General features: G+C 45.5%; 12 protein-coding genes. 10 read left to right on the forward strand and 2 right to left on the reverse strand.

Going from position 1 to position 15,335, the window contains the following annotated elements; translation table 11 throughout:
• The first annotated feature begins 54 nt into the window (after positions 1 to 54).
• Positions 55 to 1,173 carry a PQQ-dependent sugar dehydrogenase gene (locus B7P33_RS00945; RefSeq protein WP_097440096.1) on the forward strand — a complete coding sequence of 373 codons (1,119 nt, stop codon included), beginning with the start codon at positions 55 to 57 and terminating at the stop codon, positions 1,171 to 1,173.
• 3 nt (positions 1,174 to 1,176) lie between these two features.
• Here the strand turns inward: B7P33_RS00945 and B7P33_RS00950 are convergent, their stop codons facing one another.
• Together B7P33_RS00950 and B7P33_RS00955 are read right to left on the reverse strand one after the other, a co-directional pair.
• Positions 1,177 to 1,992 carry an N-acetylmuramic acid 6-phosphate etherase gene (locus B7P33_RS00950; RefSeq protein WP_097440097.1) on the reverse strand — a complete coding sequence of 272 codons (816 nt, stop codon included), beginning with the start codon at positions 1,990 to 1,992 and terminating at the stop codon, positions 1,177 to 1,179.
• A 39-nt stretch (positions 1,993 to 2,031) separates the two neighbouring features.
• Entirely contained in the window at positions 2,032 to 2,781 is a 750-nt protein-coding gene (locus tag B7P33_RS00955) for a DeoR/GlpR family DNA-binding transcription regulator (protein ID WP_097440098.1), read from the reverse strand.
• A gap of 189 nt (positions 2,782 to 2,970) precedes the next feature.
• Between B7P33_RS00955 and nagB the strand changes: the two genes are divergently transcribed.
• The 9 genes from nagB to scpA all read left to right on the forward strand — a co-directional run bounded on the left by nagB (position 2,971) and on the right by scpA (position 15,268).
• Positions 2,971 to 4,902 carry a glucosamine-6-phosphate deaminase gene (nagB, locus tag B7P33_RS00960; RefSeq protein ID WP_097440737.1) on the forward strand — a complete coding sequence of 644 codons (1,932 nt, stop codon included), beginning with the start codon at positions 2,971 to 2,973 and terminating at the stop codon, positions 4,900 to 4,902.
• 169 nt (positions 4,903 to 5,071) lie between these two features.
• Positions 5,072 to 6,541, forward strand: coding sequence for a glycoside hydrolase family 10 protein (locus B7P33_RS00965; RefSeq protein ID WP_097440099.1), 1,470 nt, complete (start codon positions 5,072 to 5,074; stop codon positions 6,539 to 6,541).
• 2 nt (positions 6,542 to 6,543) lie between these two features.
• Complete coding sequence (locus B7P33_RS00970; protein ID WP_097440100.1) at positions 6,544 to 7,803, forward strand: AmpG family muropeptide MFS transporter; 1,260 nt, start codon at positions 6,544 to 6,546, stop codon at positions 7,801 to 7,803.
• Between the two features lie 4 nt (positions 7,804 to 7,807).
• On the forward strand, positions 7,808 to 9,382 hold the full coding sequence (locus tag B7P33_RS00975; protein WP_097440101.1) for a glycoside hydrolase family 3 protein: 1,575 nt from the start codon (positions 7,808 to 7,810) through the stop codon (positions 9,380 to 9,382).
• A 2-nt stretch (positions 9,383 to 9,384) separates the two neighbouring features.
• The gene (locus tag B7P33_RS00980) at positions 9,385 to 10,464 is read left to right on the forward strand and encodes an anhydro-N-acetylmuramic acid kinase (RefSeq protein WP_097440102.1); all 1,080 of its coding nucleotides are present in this window, start codon (positions 9,385 to 9,387) and stop codon (positions 10,462 to 10,464) included.
• Between the two features lie 359 nt (positions 10,465 to 10,823).
• The gene (gene udk, locus B7P33_RS00985) at positions 10,824 to 11,432 is read left to right on the forward strand and encodes a uridine kinase (protein ID WP_097440103.1); all 609 of its coding nucleotides are present in this window, start codon (positions 10,824 to 10,826) and stop codon (positions 11,430 to 11,432) included.
• A complete protein-coding gene (locus B7P33_RS00990; RefSeq protein WP_097440104.1) occupies positions 11,433 to 11,765 on the forward strand; it encodes an FtsB family cell division protein in 333 nt (110 codons plus the stop codon).
• Positions 11,758 to 13,137, forward strand: a complete 1,380-nt coding sequence (locus tag B7P33_RS00995) for a methylmalonyl-CoA mutase subunit beta (RefSeq protein ID WP_097440105.1) — start codon at positions 11,758 to 11,760, stop codon at positions 13,135 to 13,137. The genes B7P33_RS00990 and B7P33_RS00995 overlap by 8 nt, the downstream gene beginning before the upstream one ends.
• A complete protein-coding gene (gene scpA, locus B7P33_RS01000) occupies positions 13,130 to 15,268 on the forward strand; it encodes a methylmalonyl-CoA mutase (protein WP_097440106.1) in 2,139 nt (712 codons plus the stop codon). The genes B7P33_RS00995 and scpA overlap by 8 nt, the downstream gene beginning before the upstream one ends.
• Positions 15,269 to 15,335 lie beyond the last annotated feature (67 nt).

Consider the following 15,335-nt stretch of genomic DNA (forward strand, 5'->3'; position numbering starts at 1 on the left):
ACATTTAATTCATCTATATTTATGTTCTAAATAGTCTTAATTGAACGCCTTATCATGGGAAATAGTATAAAATACCTGCTTTTATTACTCGTCTTCTGCAACGCTTGCGGACAAAACAACAAAGATACCGGAATCGAAAGCCCGGAAACCCAAAAAATAAAACCCCAATTAGTGGTCTCAGACCTCGAAATTCCTTGGGGAATGGCATTTCTACCGGATGGCGGCATACTCATTACCGAGAAAAAAGGTCAACTATATCGGATTAAAGGTACAAAAAAAACGATAATCGGCAATACTCCGGAAGTTTTCTTCTCGGGCCAAGGCGGATTATTGGATGTAGCCCTACATCCCAATTTCTCGGAAAACCAATTCATTTATCTTACCTACGCTTCTTCGGAAGGTGGCGGTGATGGCGGACATACCGCCTTGATGCGTGCCCGTCTACAAGGCGACCAACTTACTGAAAACCAAGTATTATATAAAGGCACCCCAAACACTGAAAAAGGACATCATTTTGGATCGCGTATCGCCTTTGACCGTGACGGTTATTTGTATTTTACCATTGGAGATCGTGGGAATCGCGACGAAAACCCTCAAAATATTACTAGGGACGGTGGCAAGGTTTATCGACTACATGATGATGGCAGTATTCCCAGCGACAACCCTTTCGTGAATGCTTCCGGCGCCAAAACGGCCATTTATAGTTACGGACACCGAAACCCCCAAGGTATGGCATTACACCCAAAAACGGGTGCCATCTGGACACATGAACACGGCCCAAAAGGAGGCGATGAGATCAACATCATCAAAAAGGGGGAGAATTACGGATGGCCCGTTATTTCATATGGCATTAACTACGACGGTACTAGCTTTACTGATATTACCGAAAAAGAGGGTATGTTACAACCCCTTCACTATTGGGTACCCAGTATAGCCCCCAGTGGCTTGGCCATTGTGAGTAGCGACAAATACCCTGACTGGCAAGGTGACTTATTGGTAGGCTCCTTGTCTTTCCAATACCTAGAACATTTGGTAATGGACGGCGAAAAGGTCGTAAAACGTGAAAAACTCATGGAAGATATCGGCAGGGTACGTGATGTGGTTCAGGCACCGGACGGATATATCTATGTTGCCGTAGAATCGAAAGGAATCTATAGGCTAGATCCTATGTAGACATCAACCTTTAAAATTGGCAATAGCCTCCTTGACCGAACCGTGAGTATCTAAGAGTTCTTTGGCTTCATCATAAGGAACACCTAACTCATCTACTATAAAACGGGCACCACGGTCTACCAATTTTTGGTTGCTCAATTGCATATTGACCATTTTATTGCCCTTCACCCGACCGATTTTGATCATAAGGGCCGTTGATATCATGTTCAAAGCCAATTTTTGCGAGGTACCACTTTTCATACGGGTACTTCCGGTAACGAATTCAGGCCCCACATTCATGGCAATCCCTATTTCTGATAAAGCATCCAATGGGGAACCCGGATTGTTCGTGATTCCGGCGGTAAGCAAGCCTTTGGCCCTAGCCTGCTCTATGCCCCCTAACACATAAGGGGTAGTACCCGATGCAGCAATACCAACAACCGTGTCCAAGACTCCTATATCATGGGCTTCAAGATCTTTCCAAGCCTGCTCCCTATCGTCTTCCGCATTCTCAACAGACCTTCTTATGGCGACATCACCTCCTGCAATCAATCCGATGACCCGGTCATGTGGCATACCATAGGTGGGCAGAATCTCAGAAGCATCGAGAATACCCAATCGACCACTTGTACCTGCCCCAATATAAAACAAACGCCCCCCTTTATCGAAACGTTCCGCCAAACCATCTACCAATTTTGTTATATTAGGTATCACCTCGGCAACAGCATCGGCCACCTTACGATCTTCCGCATTCATATTTGAAAGCAAAGACATCGTATCCATTTGCTCTAAATCGTTATAGTTCGAGGCTTTTTCCGTTATCTTATTAAATGTATTCATTATTAGGCAATAGGGGTTCGGTTCTTAACTGAAGATAAATTATAGTAGTTCGATGTTTTTGGTTCGGAACAAATCCAATTTTGGATCTGTTGGGGCCAATTCCGTTACCATGGTAGAAATGGCACTAATATCACATGTTTTATAGCGGTGTTGCGAATTGATTTTTTCAGAAATACTAAGTAAGACGGTATTTCTAGATGCCGCCAAAACCGCCTTTTTTATCTGTACGATCTCCCAGTCGAACTCGGTAAGTCCAAAATTCGGGTCTACATAACCTGTACCGATAAAACTATAATCGACATTGATTTCAGACAGATGATGCATCACATGGGCGCCTACAGTAATCTGCGCTTCTTTAGACACCTGTCCGCCAACGAAAATAACTTGAGTCCCTGCCTTTTCCAACAATTCCATGGCTACGGGTAAGCTCAGGGTAAAACAGGTTAGTTGTAAGTCACTAGGAATGGCTTTGGCCATCTCTAAACAAGTGGTTCCGCCATCCATTAGAATAACACTACCATTTTTTAAGAGACTTACCGCCTTTTTGGCAATCATACGCTTTTCTTCCAAAGCGTACACATGCTGGTTTTGGGAGGTAACGTTAACAAAACCGAGGGATATAGCACCGCCATGCACTTTACGAAGACGCCCTTCAGTATCCAATTCTTTTACATCTCTACGAACCGTATCAATGGAAACCTCTAAAATTTCGGCAATATCGGTAAGTAATACCCGATTGTGCAGGGCTACTTCATTAAGTATAATCTTGTGGCGCTCTTCCTTTAGCATGGGGCTTGGCAAATTCCCGCAAATATAACCATTTAATCCCTTTGCCCATTTCAGTGCTAACAAAAGGTAAAACCTGGGTTAAAAAAGCATTAAAACGCAAAATAAAATGCAAAAAACAGCAAACAATACCATCTTTTGCTATATTTGCAATTCGCTTTAATCGAAATATCCAATAATCTACAGGTAGGCATGACAGCAGCAGCAAAAAGAAAAAAGAGCATCACATATAAACCGGCTGGGCAATTCGAGGAAACCCGCTTCGAAAAAATCCACAACGTGGTTTTCGAAAGCTCTAACGAAGCTTCTATTCGGGTAGCGCAAGAAATTGCTTCTTTGATAAAAAGAAAAGAAAAGAAAGGTGAAACTTGTGTACTTGGTTTAGCCACGGGTTCATCGCCAATTAAGGTGTACGAAGAATTGGTGCGCATGCATCAAGAAGAAGGCTTGAGTTTTGCCAATGTGGTTACGTTTAACCTAGACGAATACCTTCCGATGGAAAAGGAAAACGTGCAGAGTTATCATTATTTTATGCACGAACATCTGTTCAACCATATCGATATTCCGGCAGAAAACGTGAATATACCCAGCGGAACACTAAGCGGGGAAGCCATTACCGAATTTTGTTTGGCCTACGAGCAAAAAATAAGCGACCATGGCGGATTGGATTTTCAGCTTCTAGGTATAGGACGTACCGGTCATGTTGGGTTTAACGAACCAGGTTCCCACTACAATTCGGGAACACGGGTAATAACCTTGGACCACATTACCCGTGTTGATGCCGCACCAGCTTTCTTAGGCATAGACAATGTGCCGAGAAAAGCCATTACTATGGGAATCTCTACCGTGCGCCACGCCCGTAGGATCGTACTTCTGGGCTGGGGACAAAACAAGGCCCGTATTATTAAAGAAACCGTAGAGGGTGAAATCTCTTCAGAGGTACCCGCTACCTACCTGCAGCACCATAAGAACTGCACCTTTGTCATCGATACCGAGGCCGCTAGCCAATTGACCCGAAACAAAACCCCATGGTTGGTAGATGAATCTTTGGAGTGGAACGAAACCCTTACCGCAAAAGCCGTTTTTTGGCTCTGTGTAAAATTGAAAAAGTCAATATTGAGCTTAACGGATAAGGACTATAACGACAATGGGATGGCCGGATTATTGACCTCTCAAGACTCGTACGACCTAAACATTCGTATGTTCAATAGGTTGCAGCACACCATAACCGGATGGCCTGGCGGTAAACCCAATGCCGATGACACCAATCGCCCAGAACGGGCCGAGCCTGCCAAAAAACGGGTCATTCTCTTTAGCCCACACCCCGACGACGATGTTATCTCTATGGGAGGCACCTTTGATCGCTTGATAGAGCAGGGACACGATGTACATGTGGTTTACCAAACCTCGGGTAATATTGCCGTTTCTGACCAAGAGGCACTAAAATTTGCCGAAATCGCCAAAGGCATTAATGGTTCGGAAAATGCCCAACACCTTATCGATTCCATCAAGAATAAAAAAGAAGGCGATCACGATGTAGTAGAAGTGCGCCGACTCAAAGGAAATATCAGACGTGGCGAATCTTATGCCGCGACCCGTTATTTAAGCCTGCCAGACAGCAACGTCCATTTTCTAGACCTTCCTTTTTACGAAACCGGTACGGTTAAAAAGAATAAGTTATCGGATGCCGATATCGACATTATGATGGACATTATCTCAACAGTAAAACCCCATCAAGTATATGCTGCAGGAGACTTGGCCGATCCGCACGGCACCCATAAAGTATGTCTAGATGCCGTTTTCGAATCTATGCGCCGTCTACAGAACGAGCCCTATATGAAAAACTGTTGGTTATGGTTATACCGAGGAGCTTGGCATGAATGGGAACTGCATGAAATAGAAATGGCCGTTCCTATGAGCCCTGCCCAAGTACTTAAAAAGCGAATCGCCATTTTCTGCCACCAATCGCAAAAAGACGGTGTTATGTTCCAAGGCGACGACTCTAGGGAATTCTGGATGCGGGCTGAAGAGCGCAACAAAGCCACAGCCGAAAAATACAGATCACTTGGCATGGCCGATTATGCCGCCATGGAGGCCTTTGTGCGCTATAGATACGAAGCATAAAAGAACCCAAGACTTAAAAATATGATTCCAAGAACGGGCCGTGCGGTACGGCCCTCTTCAAGGTTTCTGTGTAGTTAGTTTGGCCCGTTTCCCTAAAACGGGCCATATTTTTTAAAAGTAGTTACGCTGCCAACACAAGAAACATCGCATTTGTGATTATCTTGCACCTATGCGTTATATTTTTCTTGCTGTTTTTTGCCTGCTTGTGCTAAACGCCTGTACGATTCTTCAAAAACCATTACCAGAATCAGAATTCCGAGGCGTCTGGGTAGCCACCGTAGCCAATATCGATTGGCCGAAACACCCGAATGACAGTTGGACTAAAAAACAGGCAGACTTTATTGAAATTCTAGATTTCTATAAAAACAACAATTTCAATGCAGCCATAGTACAAGTGCGTACAGCAGGTGATGCCTTTTACCCCTCAAAACTCGCCCCTTGGTCACGCTTTTTAACAGGTACCGAAGGTGAAGCCATAACCGATATGGAAGACCCATTGGCTTGGATGATAAACGAAACCCACAAAAGAGGCTTGGAATTCCATGCCTGGCTAAACCCATACCGGGCAACCTTCGATTCTAAAATTGAGGTACTACATACCTCCCATGACTATTTCACCCATCCGGAATGGATGATACCTTATGGCCCAAAAAATTACTACGACCCCGGAAACCTAGAGGTACAGGCCCATTTAACCGATATTGTTGCGGAAATTGCAACCAACTATCCAATTGACGCTATACATTTTGATGACTATTTCTATCCCTACAAAAGAGCCGACGCCACTTTTAATGACAGCCTCAGTTTTCAAAAAAACAAACTACCCGGACAAGCTCTAGAAGATTGGCGCAGAAGCAATATCGATTCCTTAGTAAAAAAAGTGCATCGCACCATAAAACAAATCAAACCCCAAGTAGCCTTTGGCATTAGTCCGTTCGGAGTTTGGAAAAACAACAGCACCGACCCCAAAGGCTCAGCGACCAAAGCCGGACAGACCACCTACGAAGATCTTTATGCCGACCCCATTCTTTGGGCCCAACAAGGCTGGATCGATTATTTGGCCCCACAATTGTATTGGAGCATGGATTATGATCCAGCAGCACATAGGGTCCTGGCCCATTGGTGGAACGACCAAAACCTAGGCAACACCAAACTTTATATTGGTAATGGTCCCTACAAAATTCGAAATAACCAAGACCAGGCCTGGCACGACAAAAAAGAATTGGACCGCCAATTGAGCCTAGCACGTGAACTGGAAAATGTTCAAGGCAATCTCTTTTTTAGTGCCAAATCGTTAATGCACGATAAGGACGATATCGTAAAACGCCTAAGACGTAAAAAATACCATAATCCGGCGGCCATAGCACCTCTGTATTCCCAAGTACCTCTAGAAACGATACAAGTTCAGCATCATATAGCAGGTGACTCCCGTACTTTTTCATTACCTCCGCATGTAACTAGCAGCCAAAGTGCTTATGTTTTCAAGAACAAAATATCCCCTAAAAAATACCTTACCCAAATCTTCGCTAACGACCAGGGGCAATTTACCCTACCCCAACACCTCAAAAACCCATTGCTGGTTTTCGTAGACGACCATGGCCAGCCCATAGCCCAAACCAAAATTGACCAAACAAACTAATTATGTCCAATAAAAAATCGCCATGGGCCTGGGTGCCCACCTTATACTTTACACAAGGCCTGCCCTATGTAATCGTTGTAACCGTATCGGTAATTATGTACAAACGACTAGGCATCTCCAACGCCGATATCGGACTCTATACCAGCTGGCTTTACCTACCTTGGGTAATAAAACCCCTGTGGAGCCCTATCGTTGACATGATCAGCACCAAAAAGAATTGGTTCTTTTGGATGCAATTGACCATTGCCGCCGCCTTTTTCATAGCCGGACTTTTGATACCGACCGATATGTTCTTTACGGCAACCTTGGCCTGTTTCTGGATGGCCGCCTTCGCATCGGCTACAAACGATATCGCATCCGATGGGTATTATATGCTGGCCCTCAACCAAAAACAACAATCTTTTTTCGTGGGTATGCGTTCTACCTTTTATCGTTTGGCCATGGTCACCGGACAAGGACTTATCGTAATCTTGGCGGGCTATCTCGAAACCCAATGGAACGACAACGGTAAGGCCTGGTCGCTTACCCTTACCCTTGCAGGGGCTTTAATGGGAATTATGGCCTTCGTTAATTTATTACTCAGCCCTAAGGAACAAAGCTCAGAAACCGGCAAAGACAATGAAAGACTGGGGTTTTTAGAAGTTTTCGCCTCTTTTTTCAAAAAGCCGGGAATCGGCTGGGCACTAGCGTTTATACTCACCTATCGTTTAGGCGAATCGCAATTGGTTAAGATGGCCTCGCCATTTTTATTGGACGATAAAGGAGCCGGAGGTTTGGCCATTAGTACCGAAGCCGTAGGCATCATTTATGGAACTGTTGGGGTTATCATGTTATCCTTAGGAGGTATTTTGGGTGGTATGGCTATTTCGCGAGACGGACTTAAAAAATGGATGCTGCCCATGATGCTCTGTCTAAACCTACCCAATCTTTTATATGCTTTATTGGCCGTTAGCGGCTCTCAATCTATGTGGGCCATTGTAGCTACTGTTGTGGTGGAACAATTTGGGTACGGATTTGGCTTTGCGGCCTTTTTGATATACTTGATCTATATCGCCGATGGCCCGACAAAAACCTCACATTACGCCCTAGCCACCGGTTTTATGGCTTTGGGTATGATGCTTCCGGGCATGATCAGCGGTTATATCCAGGAATGGGTCGGCTACGATGGCTTCTTCCTCTGGGTAGCTCTGGCCAGCATCCCCTCATTACTCCTTTTAAAAGCAATTACCTATCCGGCCGATTACGGTAAAAAATCCGCATAACATTATGTCAACCTTTTTAGTCCATCCCGAGCTTGCACATTCCATGACCTTAACGGAAAAAGTGGGCCAGTTTTTTCAACCAGCGGCTTTTATAAACGATAGTGAGGCAGAAATCCAAAAATTGGAAAACCTGATACGTGAGCATCATATCGGTAGTATATGCTTTTTCCATAGCCGGGCCAGTGCGGCCACTAATTTTGAGGGCAAGAAGCAAATCGTGCATAACGAAGAAAGCCTAGAAACCCTACATAAATTGATTGCTCGCTACCAAAAAGCGGCCAAATATCCGTTATTGATCAGTATAGATGCCGAATGGGGACTTGCCATGCGCATCGAAAACACCCTCCAACTCCCCTATGCCGTTACCCTTGGCGCTCTAGCCGACAACGACTTGATCCGGGAAACCGGAAAACGAATCGGGGAACACTGCCTGGCCAGTGGCATTCATTGGAATCTGGCCCCAGTGGTCGATGTAAACAGTAATCCGAACAATCCGGTTATTGGTTATCGCTCTTTTGGAAACGACCCCAAAACGGTAACCGAAAAGGCCGCAGCATTCCTACAGGGCACCAAAGATACTGGTGTTCTGAATAGCCTCAAACATTTTCCGGGCCACGGTGATACGGCTACCGACTCACATTTAGGTCTACCTGTAATCGCGAAAACCAAGACTCAATTACTTAGGGAAGAACTCTACCCTTTTGCCGAATTGATCAAAACCGGAGTAGATTCGGTCATGATCGGACATTTATCCGTTCCGGCGTTGGACCCCACCGGCACACCGGCCACCTTATCCAAACCTATAATAAAGGACGTATTACAAGACGAACTAGAGTTTAATGGTGTCGTAATTTCAGATGCCCTGAACATGCATGCGGTCTCTAAGGATTTTGAGGAACCCGGAAGTCTGGAATTAGCCGCTTTTGAGGCCGGAAACGATATTTTATGTTTTGCGGAACACGTAGAAGCCGGAATTAGCCGCATTTTGGCCTCCGTTACCCAAGAAGAAATCGAACATCGGTTTCAAAAAGTCTGGGAATTAAAATGCAAGGCCCAGGTAATACAAAAAGAACACCAACCACTGGATACGTACGACTCTAAAGCATTCAATACCCAATTGGCCGAAAAAAGTCTAACGGAATTACGATCGGCTTCCGCCCTATTACCCGAAAAAACTTCCGGCAGCTTTACTGTGGTTACCGTGGGCAAGCCGAAAGAGAATGTTTTCGTTAACGGGTTGGCAAGGGAACTGCAATTTGACCAGCTCAAGTTGGCCGAACTTCCCGAATCTTTCGACAAGCCGGTTTTGATCGCACTTTTCCCGCCAAAGGCCAAGCCTGCCGACTATTACGGACTAGGGGAAACCACTTGGAACCATCTCCATGAACTGATAGCTACCGGCAATGGTATCCTATACCTCTTCGGCAACCCCTATCTTTTGGAAAAATTGCCACATGAACAACTGGCCGGACTAACCATTGTCTATCAAGATTTTCCTGAATTCCAAGAGATTGCCGCGAATCATTTTCTAGGAAAACACAAAGCCGTTGGCCAATTTCCATTAACCCTAAGCTCGTAGTTATGAAAAGCATACAAATACTAGGCCTTATGTCGGGCACCTCCCTCGATGGCTTGGATATGGCCCTTTGTGAATTTCGAAAAGAAGGAGATCAATGGTCATATACCCTCGGCCCTTGCCAAAGTATTTCCTATGACAGCGGCTGGCAAAAAAAACTGGCCGAAGCCATTAATTATAGTGCTTTGGAATTGGGGGTATTGCACAACAAGTATGGCACTTGGCTGGGCGAACAAGTTCAAAATTTCAAAAACCAAAACACCCTTAAAATAGATTATGTAGCCAGTCATGGACACACCATACACCATCGTCCGGATCTGGGCTATACTTGCCAGATCGGATCGGGCCAACATTTGGCCAACGCCTGTCATTTGCCCACCATAAGCGATTTCCGCACCCAAGATGTCGCCTTGGGCGGACAAGGGGCGCCTCTCGTGCCAATTGGGGACCGCTTGTTGTTTGAGGAACATAGCTTTTGTTTAAACTTGGGCGGTATCAGTAACGTATCTTTTGAAAAAAATGGGGAACGTATCGCCTACGATATCGGCCTGGCCAATATGCCCCTGAATTACCTAAGTCGAAAAATAGGCTTGGAATATGATAAAGATGGCCAACTGGCTCGGCAGGGAAAAGTCATCCCTGCGCTATTGGAACAATTGAATGCCTTAGCCTATTACCAGCTACCCTACCCAAAGTCTACAGGCTACGAATGGTTCGAAACAGAAGTAATACCGCTACTTGAAAACACCGAGCATTCCACCGAAGACCTTTTACATACCTGCATTGCCCATATAACCGATCAGTTAGCCATAGACATCAATACCCAAGCAACGGAAGCCCATCACTCCCTTCTGGTAACCGGCGGAGGCGCCTTAAACGGATATCTTATGGAGGCCTTGGCCAACAAGCTCAACAAGAACATTCAACTATCTCAAGCAAGCCTAGAGACAATCGAATATAAAGAAGCCTTAATCTTTGCCTTTATGGGCGCCCTTCGCTTGCAGAACTCACCCAATTGCCTAAGCAGTGTCACTGGCGCCAAAACTGATGCTATCGGCGGGGTATTACATTGGCCCAACTTCTAAACCAGCTCCATACAGGGTCAAAAACTATTCAAGGAAAAGACTTCCCTTCATTTCGAGACAAGACTTGAAGTTACTTGCCTGACGGCAGTCAGGTTAAATCTCGCCATGCCTGCCAGAAGGCAGGATTATCGAGTAAATTTAGCCTCTGGACGGGAGTTAAAACATGACTTTTACCCGAAGTAAAACCTTTGGTAAGTCACAGTACGATTTCGCCTGATAGCCGCCAAAATTCCCGCCAAATTCCGTAATTTTGAAGTACGATTTCCGGGCAATTACCGGAGACCGATTTTTATTTAGGGAACCCATGTATAGCTCGTTTGCATCGAAACCAAATAAGCTCTACACATACAGAAACACATATGCTGGTTATAGGAATCGCAGGAGGCACAGGTTGTGGAAAGACCACGGTGGTAAATCATATTATACAAGAACTACCGGAAGATCAGGTCGGGGTCATTACCCAAGACTCCTACTACAAAGACTTGAGCCATTTGTCTTTTGAAGAGCGTACCAAAGTAAATTTTGACCACCCACGGGCCATCGATTTCGATTTGCTCTGTGAACATATTGAGGCGCTTAAAAAGGGGGGAGCCATCGAGCAGCCCGTGTATTCTTTTGTACAGCATAACCGTACCAAAGACACCCTACGCACCCAACCCCGTAAAGTAATGATCATCGAGGGGATTTTGATATTGACCAATCCCAAAATCAGGGAAATGATGGATATCAAAATATTCGTGCACACCGATTCGGACGAAAGGCTGATCCGAAGGTTACGACGCGACATCATTGACCGCGGGCGTGATATCGAAGAGGTATTGAACCGTTATCAAAACACCCTTAAACCCATGCACGAACAATTTATTGAACCCACCAAAGAATACGCCGATCTTATCATACCCAACAACAAGCGTAATACGGTGGCCATTGATATCGTTCGTACCATAATCAACGAAAAACTTTTGTAAATGGGGTGGCTCGATTTTAAAAATAAAAAATGGTTTTCACGAATCGCCAATATTTACGTGTTGGTGACCAGCATTTTCTTGGTCTGGATGTTGTTTTTCGACACCAACTCCCTCTTGATCCATTGGGAATTGAAAAAAGAAATAGATAAGCTGGAAGACCAAATCGAGTTTTTAGAGACTGAAATCGAAAAAGACAAAAAGATAATCCAAAAACTGTCCTCGAAAAAAGAACTGGAAAAGTTTGCTCGGGAAGAATATTACCTAAAAAAGAAAAACGAGGAGATTTTCCTTATCGAGTACGAAGACAGTACCAAAACCACTACCCATGAGTGACTTGTTAAGCGATTTTGACGCCGTAAGCGCCAAACAGTGGAAACAGAAAATCCAGGTAGACCTAAAAGGGGCCGACTATAACGACACCTTGGTCTACGAAACCCTCGAAGGCATAAACATTAAACCGTTTTACCATAGCGAGGACCTAGCCCCCCTTTCTTTGAAAGGCAACGGAACACCCCAAAATTGGGCCGTAACCCAACAAATCGACACGCTTCAAGGTGATGATAAAGCAAACGCCCAGGCTTTGGATAGCCTAGGTCGCGGTGCCGAAGCCATTCGATTCACGAATGTTTCCGGTAAAACCGATTTTACGAATTTGCTTCAAGATGTTGATCTTTCAGTACATCCGGTGTACTTTGATTTCGCAGCGGAGGCATCTGACTTGGTTGAAGCCTTGGCTAAGCTTACCGACAAAGCTGGCATCCACCTCGGTCTAGACCCTATTGGTCATCTTGCAACCACTGGGAATTGGCGTAAAGACGAAACTAGTGATATTGCATTGCTGCTAAACCAACTATCCCAAGAGGAAGCCAAGGAAAATCGAACGTACTTAAAAGTAGACGGTAGCCTATACTTAAATGGCGGTGCCAACAGTATACAACAACTCGCCTATACCTTGGCCCACACAGCCGAATACCTGCATATTCTGGAAGCCCAAGGCGCTCCTTTTCCCAAAGCAATCTGGGTAGAAATGGGCGTTGGCGGGCACTATCTTTTCGAAATCGCCAAATTCAGGGCCTTCCGAACTTTATGGGACACCCTTTGCCAAGGCTTTGATACCGAAATCAGCTTGCATTTGACCGCTACCCCAGGCCTACGCAACAAAACCCTCTACGACTACAACGTAAACTTGCTGCGTACCACCACCGAATGTATGTCGGCCATACTAGGCGGGGCCGACGCGGTCTGCAATACCAATTACGACCAATTGTATGCCCATGATTCTGAATTCGCCTCACGTATCGCGCGTAATCAATTGATCGTTTTAAAAGAAGAAAGTAGCCTAGGGCAGGTAAACAATGTGGCCGATGGCGCGTATTATTTAGAAAGTATTGGCGCACAGTTTAGTCAAAAAGCTTTGGACCTTTTCAAACAATTGGAAAATCAGGGTGGTTTTTTAAAGCTACTGAAAGAAGGCAACATTCAGCGCAAGATCAAAGAAAGCCACTTAAAGGCCCAAAAACGTTTCGATGCCGGGGAAGAAGTACTTATCGGTTCTAATATATACCCGAATCCCGAAGACCAAATGAAAGGCAATCTCAACATTGAACCTTTTAGCAAACCCATACCCCACCAAACCAAAATAGTTCCGATACGCCCTAGAAGATTGGCAACGGAACTCGAACAAAAACGACTAGAAGATGAGTAGAAGGAACCTCCAAGATTTGGAAATCTCCAGGAAGGTATCCGAATCGAATACGAAACCCCAAAACCATAATACAGCCGAAGGTATCACCGTTAAATCTACTTATGGCCCCAGCGATATTGAAGGCTTGGACCATTTGGATTATGTGGCCGGTATTGCCCCCAACCTACGTGGTCCCTATAGCACCATGTATGTAAGAAGGCCGTGGACCATTAGGCAATATGCCGGATTCTCGACCGCTGAGGAAAGTAACGCCTTTTACAGAAGGAATCTAAAAGCCGGACAAAAAGGCTTGTCCGTTGCCTTTGACCTGCCCACTCATAGGGGATATGACAGCGACCACCCCCGTGTAGTAGGCGACGTAGGTAAGGCAGGAGTTGCCATTGACTCCGTAGAAGATATGAAAGTGCTCTTCGACGGTATTCCGTTGGACAAAATGTCGGTTTCCATGACCATGAACGGGGCCGTATTGCCCATTATGGCTTTTTATATTGTAGCAGCCTTAGAGCAAGGCGTAGACCAAAAAACCTTGGCCGGAACCATACAAAACGACATCTTAAAGGAATTTATGGTGCGTAATACCTACATTTACCCACCTACACCATCGATGCAGCTGATCTCGGACATTTTTGAATATACCAGTCAGCATATGCCCAAATTCAACAGTATCAGTATTTCGGGCTACCATATGCAAGAAGCCGGTGCCACTGCGGATATAGAACTCGCCTATACCTTGGCCGACGGATTGGAATACATACGCACCGGATTAAAGGCCGGTTTGGACATCGATAGTTTTGCGCCGCGGCTTTCCTTTTTCTGGGCCATTGGCATGAACCACTTTATGGAAATAGCCAAAATGCGGGCCGGAAGGTTATTATGGGCCAAAATCGTAAAACAATTTAACCCCCAGAACCCCAAATCGCTCGCCTTGCGTACCCACTGCCAAACCAGTGGCTGGAGTTTGACCGAGCAAGATCCTTTTAACAATGTTACCCGTACCGCGGTAGAAGCCGCAGCAGCAGCCTTTGGTGGCACCCAGAGCCTGCATACCAATGCCCTGGACGAAGCTATTGCCCTCCCTACCGATTTTTCGGCACGTATTGCAAGGAACACCCAAATTTTCCTGCAACAGGAAACCAAGATCACCAAAACCGTTGACCCCTGGGCCGGCAGCTATTATGTAGAACGCTTGACCAATGATCTGGCCGAAAAAGCCTGGAAACTCATCGAAGAGGTTGAAGTACTAGGCGGTATGACCAAAGCCATTGAGGCCGGTATACCCAAAATGCGCATCGAAGAGGCCGCCGCACGCAAGCAGGCACGCATCGATAGTGGTCAAGACACCATTGTTGGGGTAAACAAATACATACTGGAGGAAGAAGATCCACTTAGCATTCTAGAGGTAGACAACCAAGAAGTACGTCGCCAACAGATTGAGCGCATCCAAAACCTAAAAGACAATCGGAACGAAGCCGCGGTACAAGCCGCACTCGACGTCCTTAGCCAAGCTGCGGAAGCCAAGCATAATGGCGAAACCGCAGAGAACCTTTTGACCCTTGCCGTTGTGGCCGCCCAAGAAAGGGCGACCCTAGGCGAAATCAGTGACGCCTTGGAAAAGGTTTACGGAAGACATAAAGCCAAAATCCAATCATTTACCGGAGTGTACGCAAAAGAAATCAAAGCAGACGAAAGTTTTAAAAAGGCACGCGAACTATCCGATAGTTTTGCCGAACAAGAAGGTCGTCGCCCTAGGATCATGATTGCGAAAATGGGGCAAGACGGGCACGATCGTGGCGCCAAAGTGGTTGCCACCGGTTATGCCGACCTCGGATTCGACGTAGATATAGGACCCTTGTTCCAAACTCCGGAGGAAGCCGCCAAACAAGCGGTGGAAAACGATGTGCATATCCTTGGGGTATCTACCTTGGCCGCAGGTCACAAAACCTTAGTACCGAAAGTGATCGAGGAGCTTACGAAAAGAGGGCGCGAAGACATTATGGTAATCGTAGGTGGGGTAATCCCAAAACAAGATTATGATTATCTTTTTGAAGCCGGGGCCATGGCCGTTTTTGGACCAGGAACCAAGATCAGCGAAGCCGCTATTGAAATATTGGAAATTTTGAAGGAAGCCTAGTTTTATCTCGAAATCCCTGATAGCCGTGTAATTTCACCTTCTGTTAACAAATTTGATTTTATGGCGT

Origin of the sequence: Sediminicola luteus (assembly GCF_002514735.1) — a bacterium.
Lineage (GTDB): Bacteria > Bacteroidota > Bacteroidia > Flavobacteriales > Flavobacteriaceae > HQA918.

Excerpts from the sequence above, each read along its gene's own strand:
- B7P33_RS00990 (WP_097440104.1), top strand. The coding sequence starts at position 11,433 with ATGGGGTGGCTCGATTTTAAAAATAAAAAATGGTTTTCACGAATCGCC.
- udk (WP_097440103.1), top strand. The coding sequence starts at position 10,824 with ATGCTGGTTATAGGAATCGCAGGAGGCACAGGTTGTGGAAAGACCACG.
- B7P33_RS00955 (WP_097440098.1), bottom strand. The coding sequence starts at position 2,781 with ATGCTAAAGGAAGAGCGCCACAAGATTATACTTAATGAAGTAGCCCTG.
- B7P33_RS00995 (WP_097440105.1), top strand. The coding sequence starts at position 11,758 with ATGAGTGACTTGTTAAGCGATTTTGACGCCGTAAGCGCCAAACAGTGG.
- B7P33_RS00975 (WP_097440101.1), top strand. The coding sequence starts at position 7,808 with ATGTCAACCTTTTTAGTCCATCCCGAGCTTGCACATTCCATGACCTTA.
- B7P33_RS00945 (WP_097440096.1), top strand. The coding sequence starts at position 55 with ATGGGAAATAGTATAAAATACCTGCTTTTATTACTCGTCTTCTGCAAC.
- B7P33_RS00965 (WP_097440099.1), top strand. The coding sequence starts at position 5,072 with ATGCGTTATATTTTTCTTGCTGTTTTTTGCCTGCTTGTGCTAAACGCC.
- nagB (WP_097440737.1), top strand. The coding sequence starts at position 2,971 with ATGACAGCAGCAGCAAAAAGAAAAAAGAGCATCACATATAAACCGGCT.
- B7P33_RS00950 (WP_097440097.1), bottom strand. The coding sequence starts at position 1,992 with ATGAATACATTTAATAAGATAACGGAAAAAGCCTCGAACTATAACGAT.
- scpA (WP_097440106.1), top strand. The coding sequence starts at position 13,130 with ATGAGTAGAAGGAACCTCCAAGATTTGGAAATCTCCAGGAAGGTATCC.
- B7P33_RS00970 (WP_097440100.1), top strand. The coding sequence starts at position 6,544 with ATGTCCAATAAAAAATCGCCATGGGCCTGGGTGCCCACCTTATACTTT.
- B7P33_RS00980 (WP_097440102.1), top strand. The coding sequence starts at position 9,385 with ATGAAAAGCATACAAATACTAGGCCTTATGTCGGGCACCTCCCTCGAT.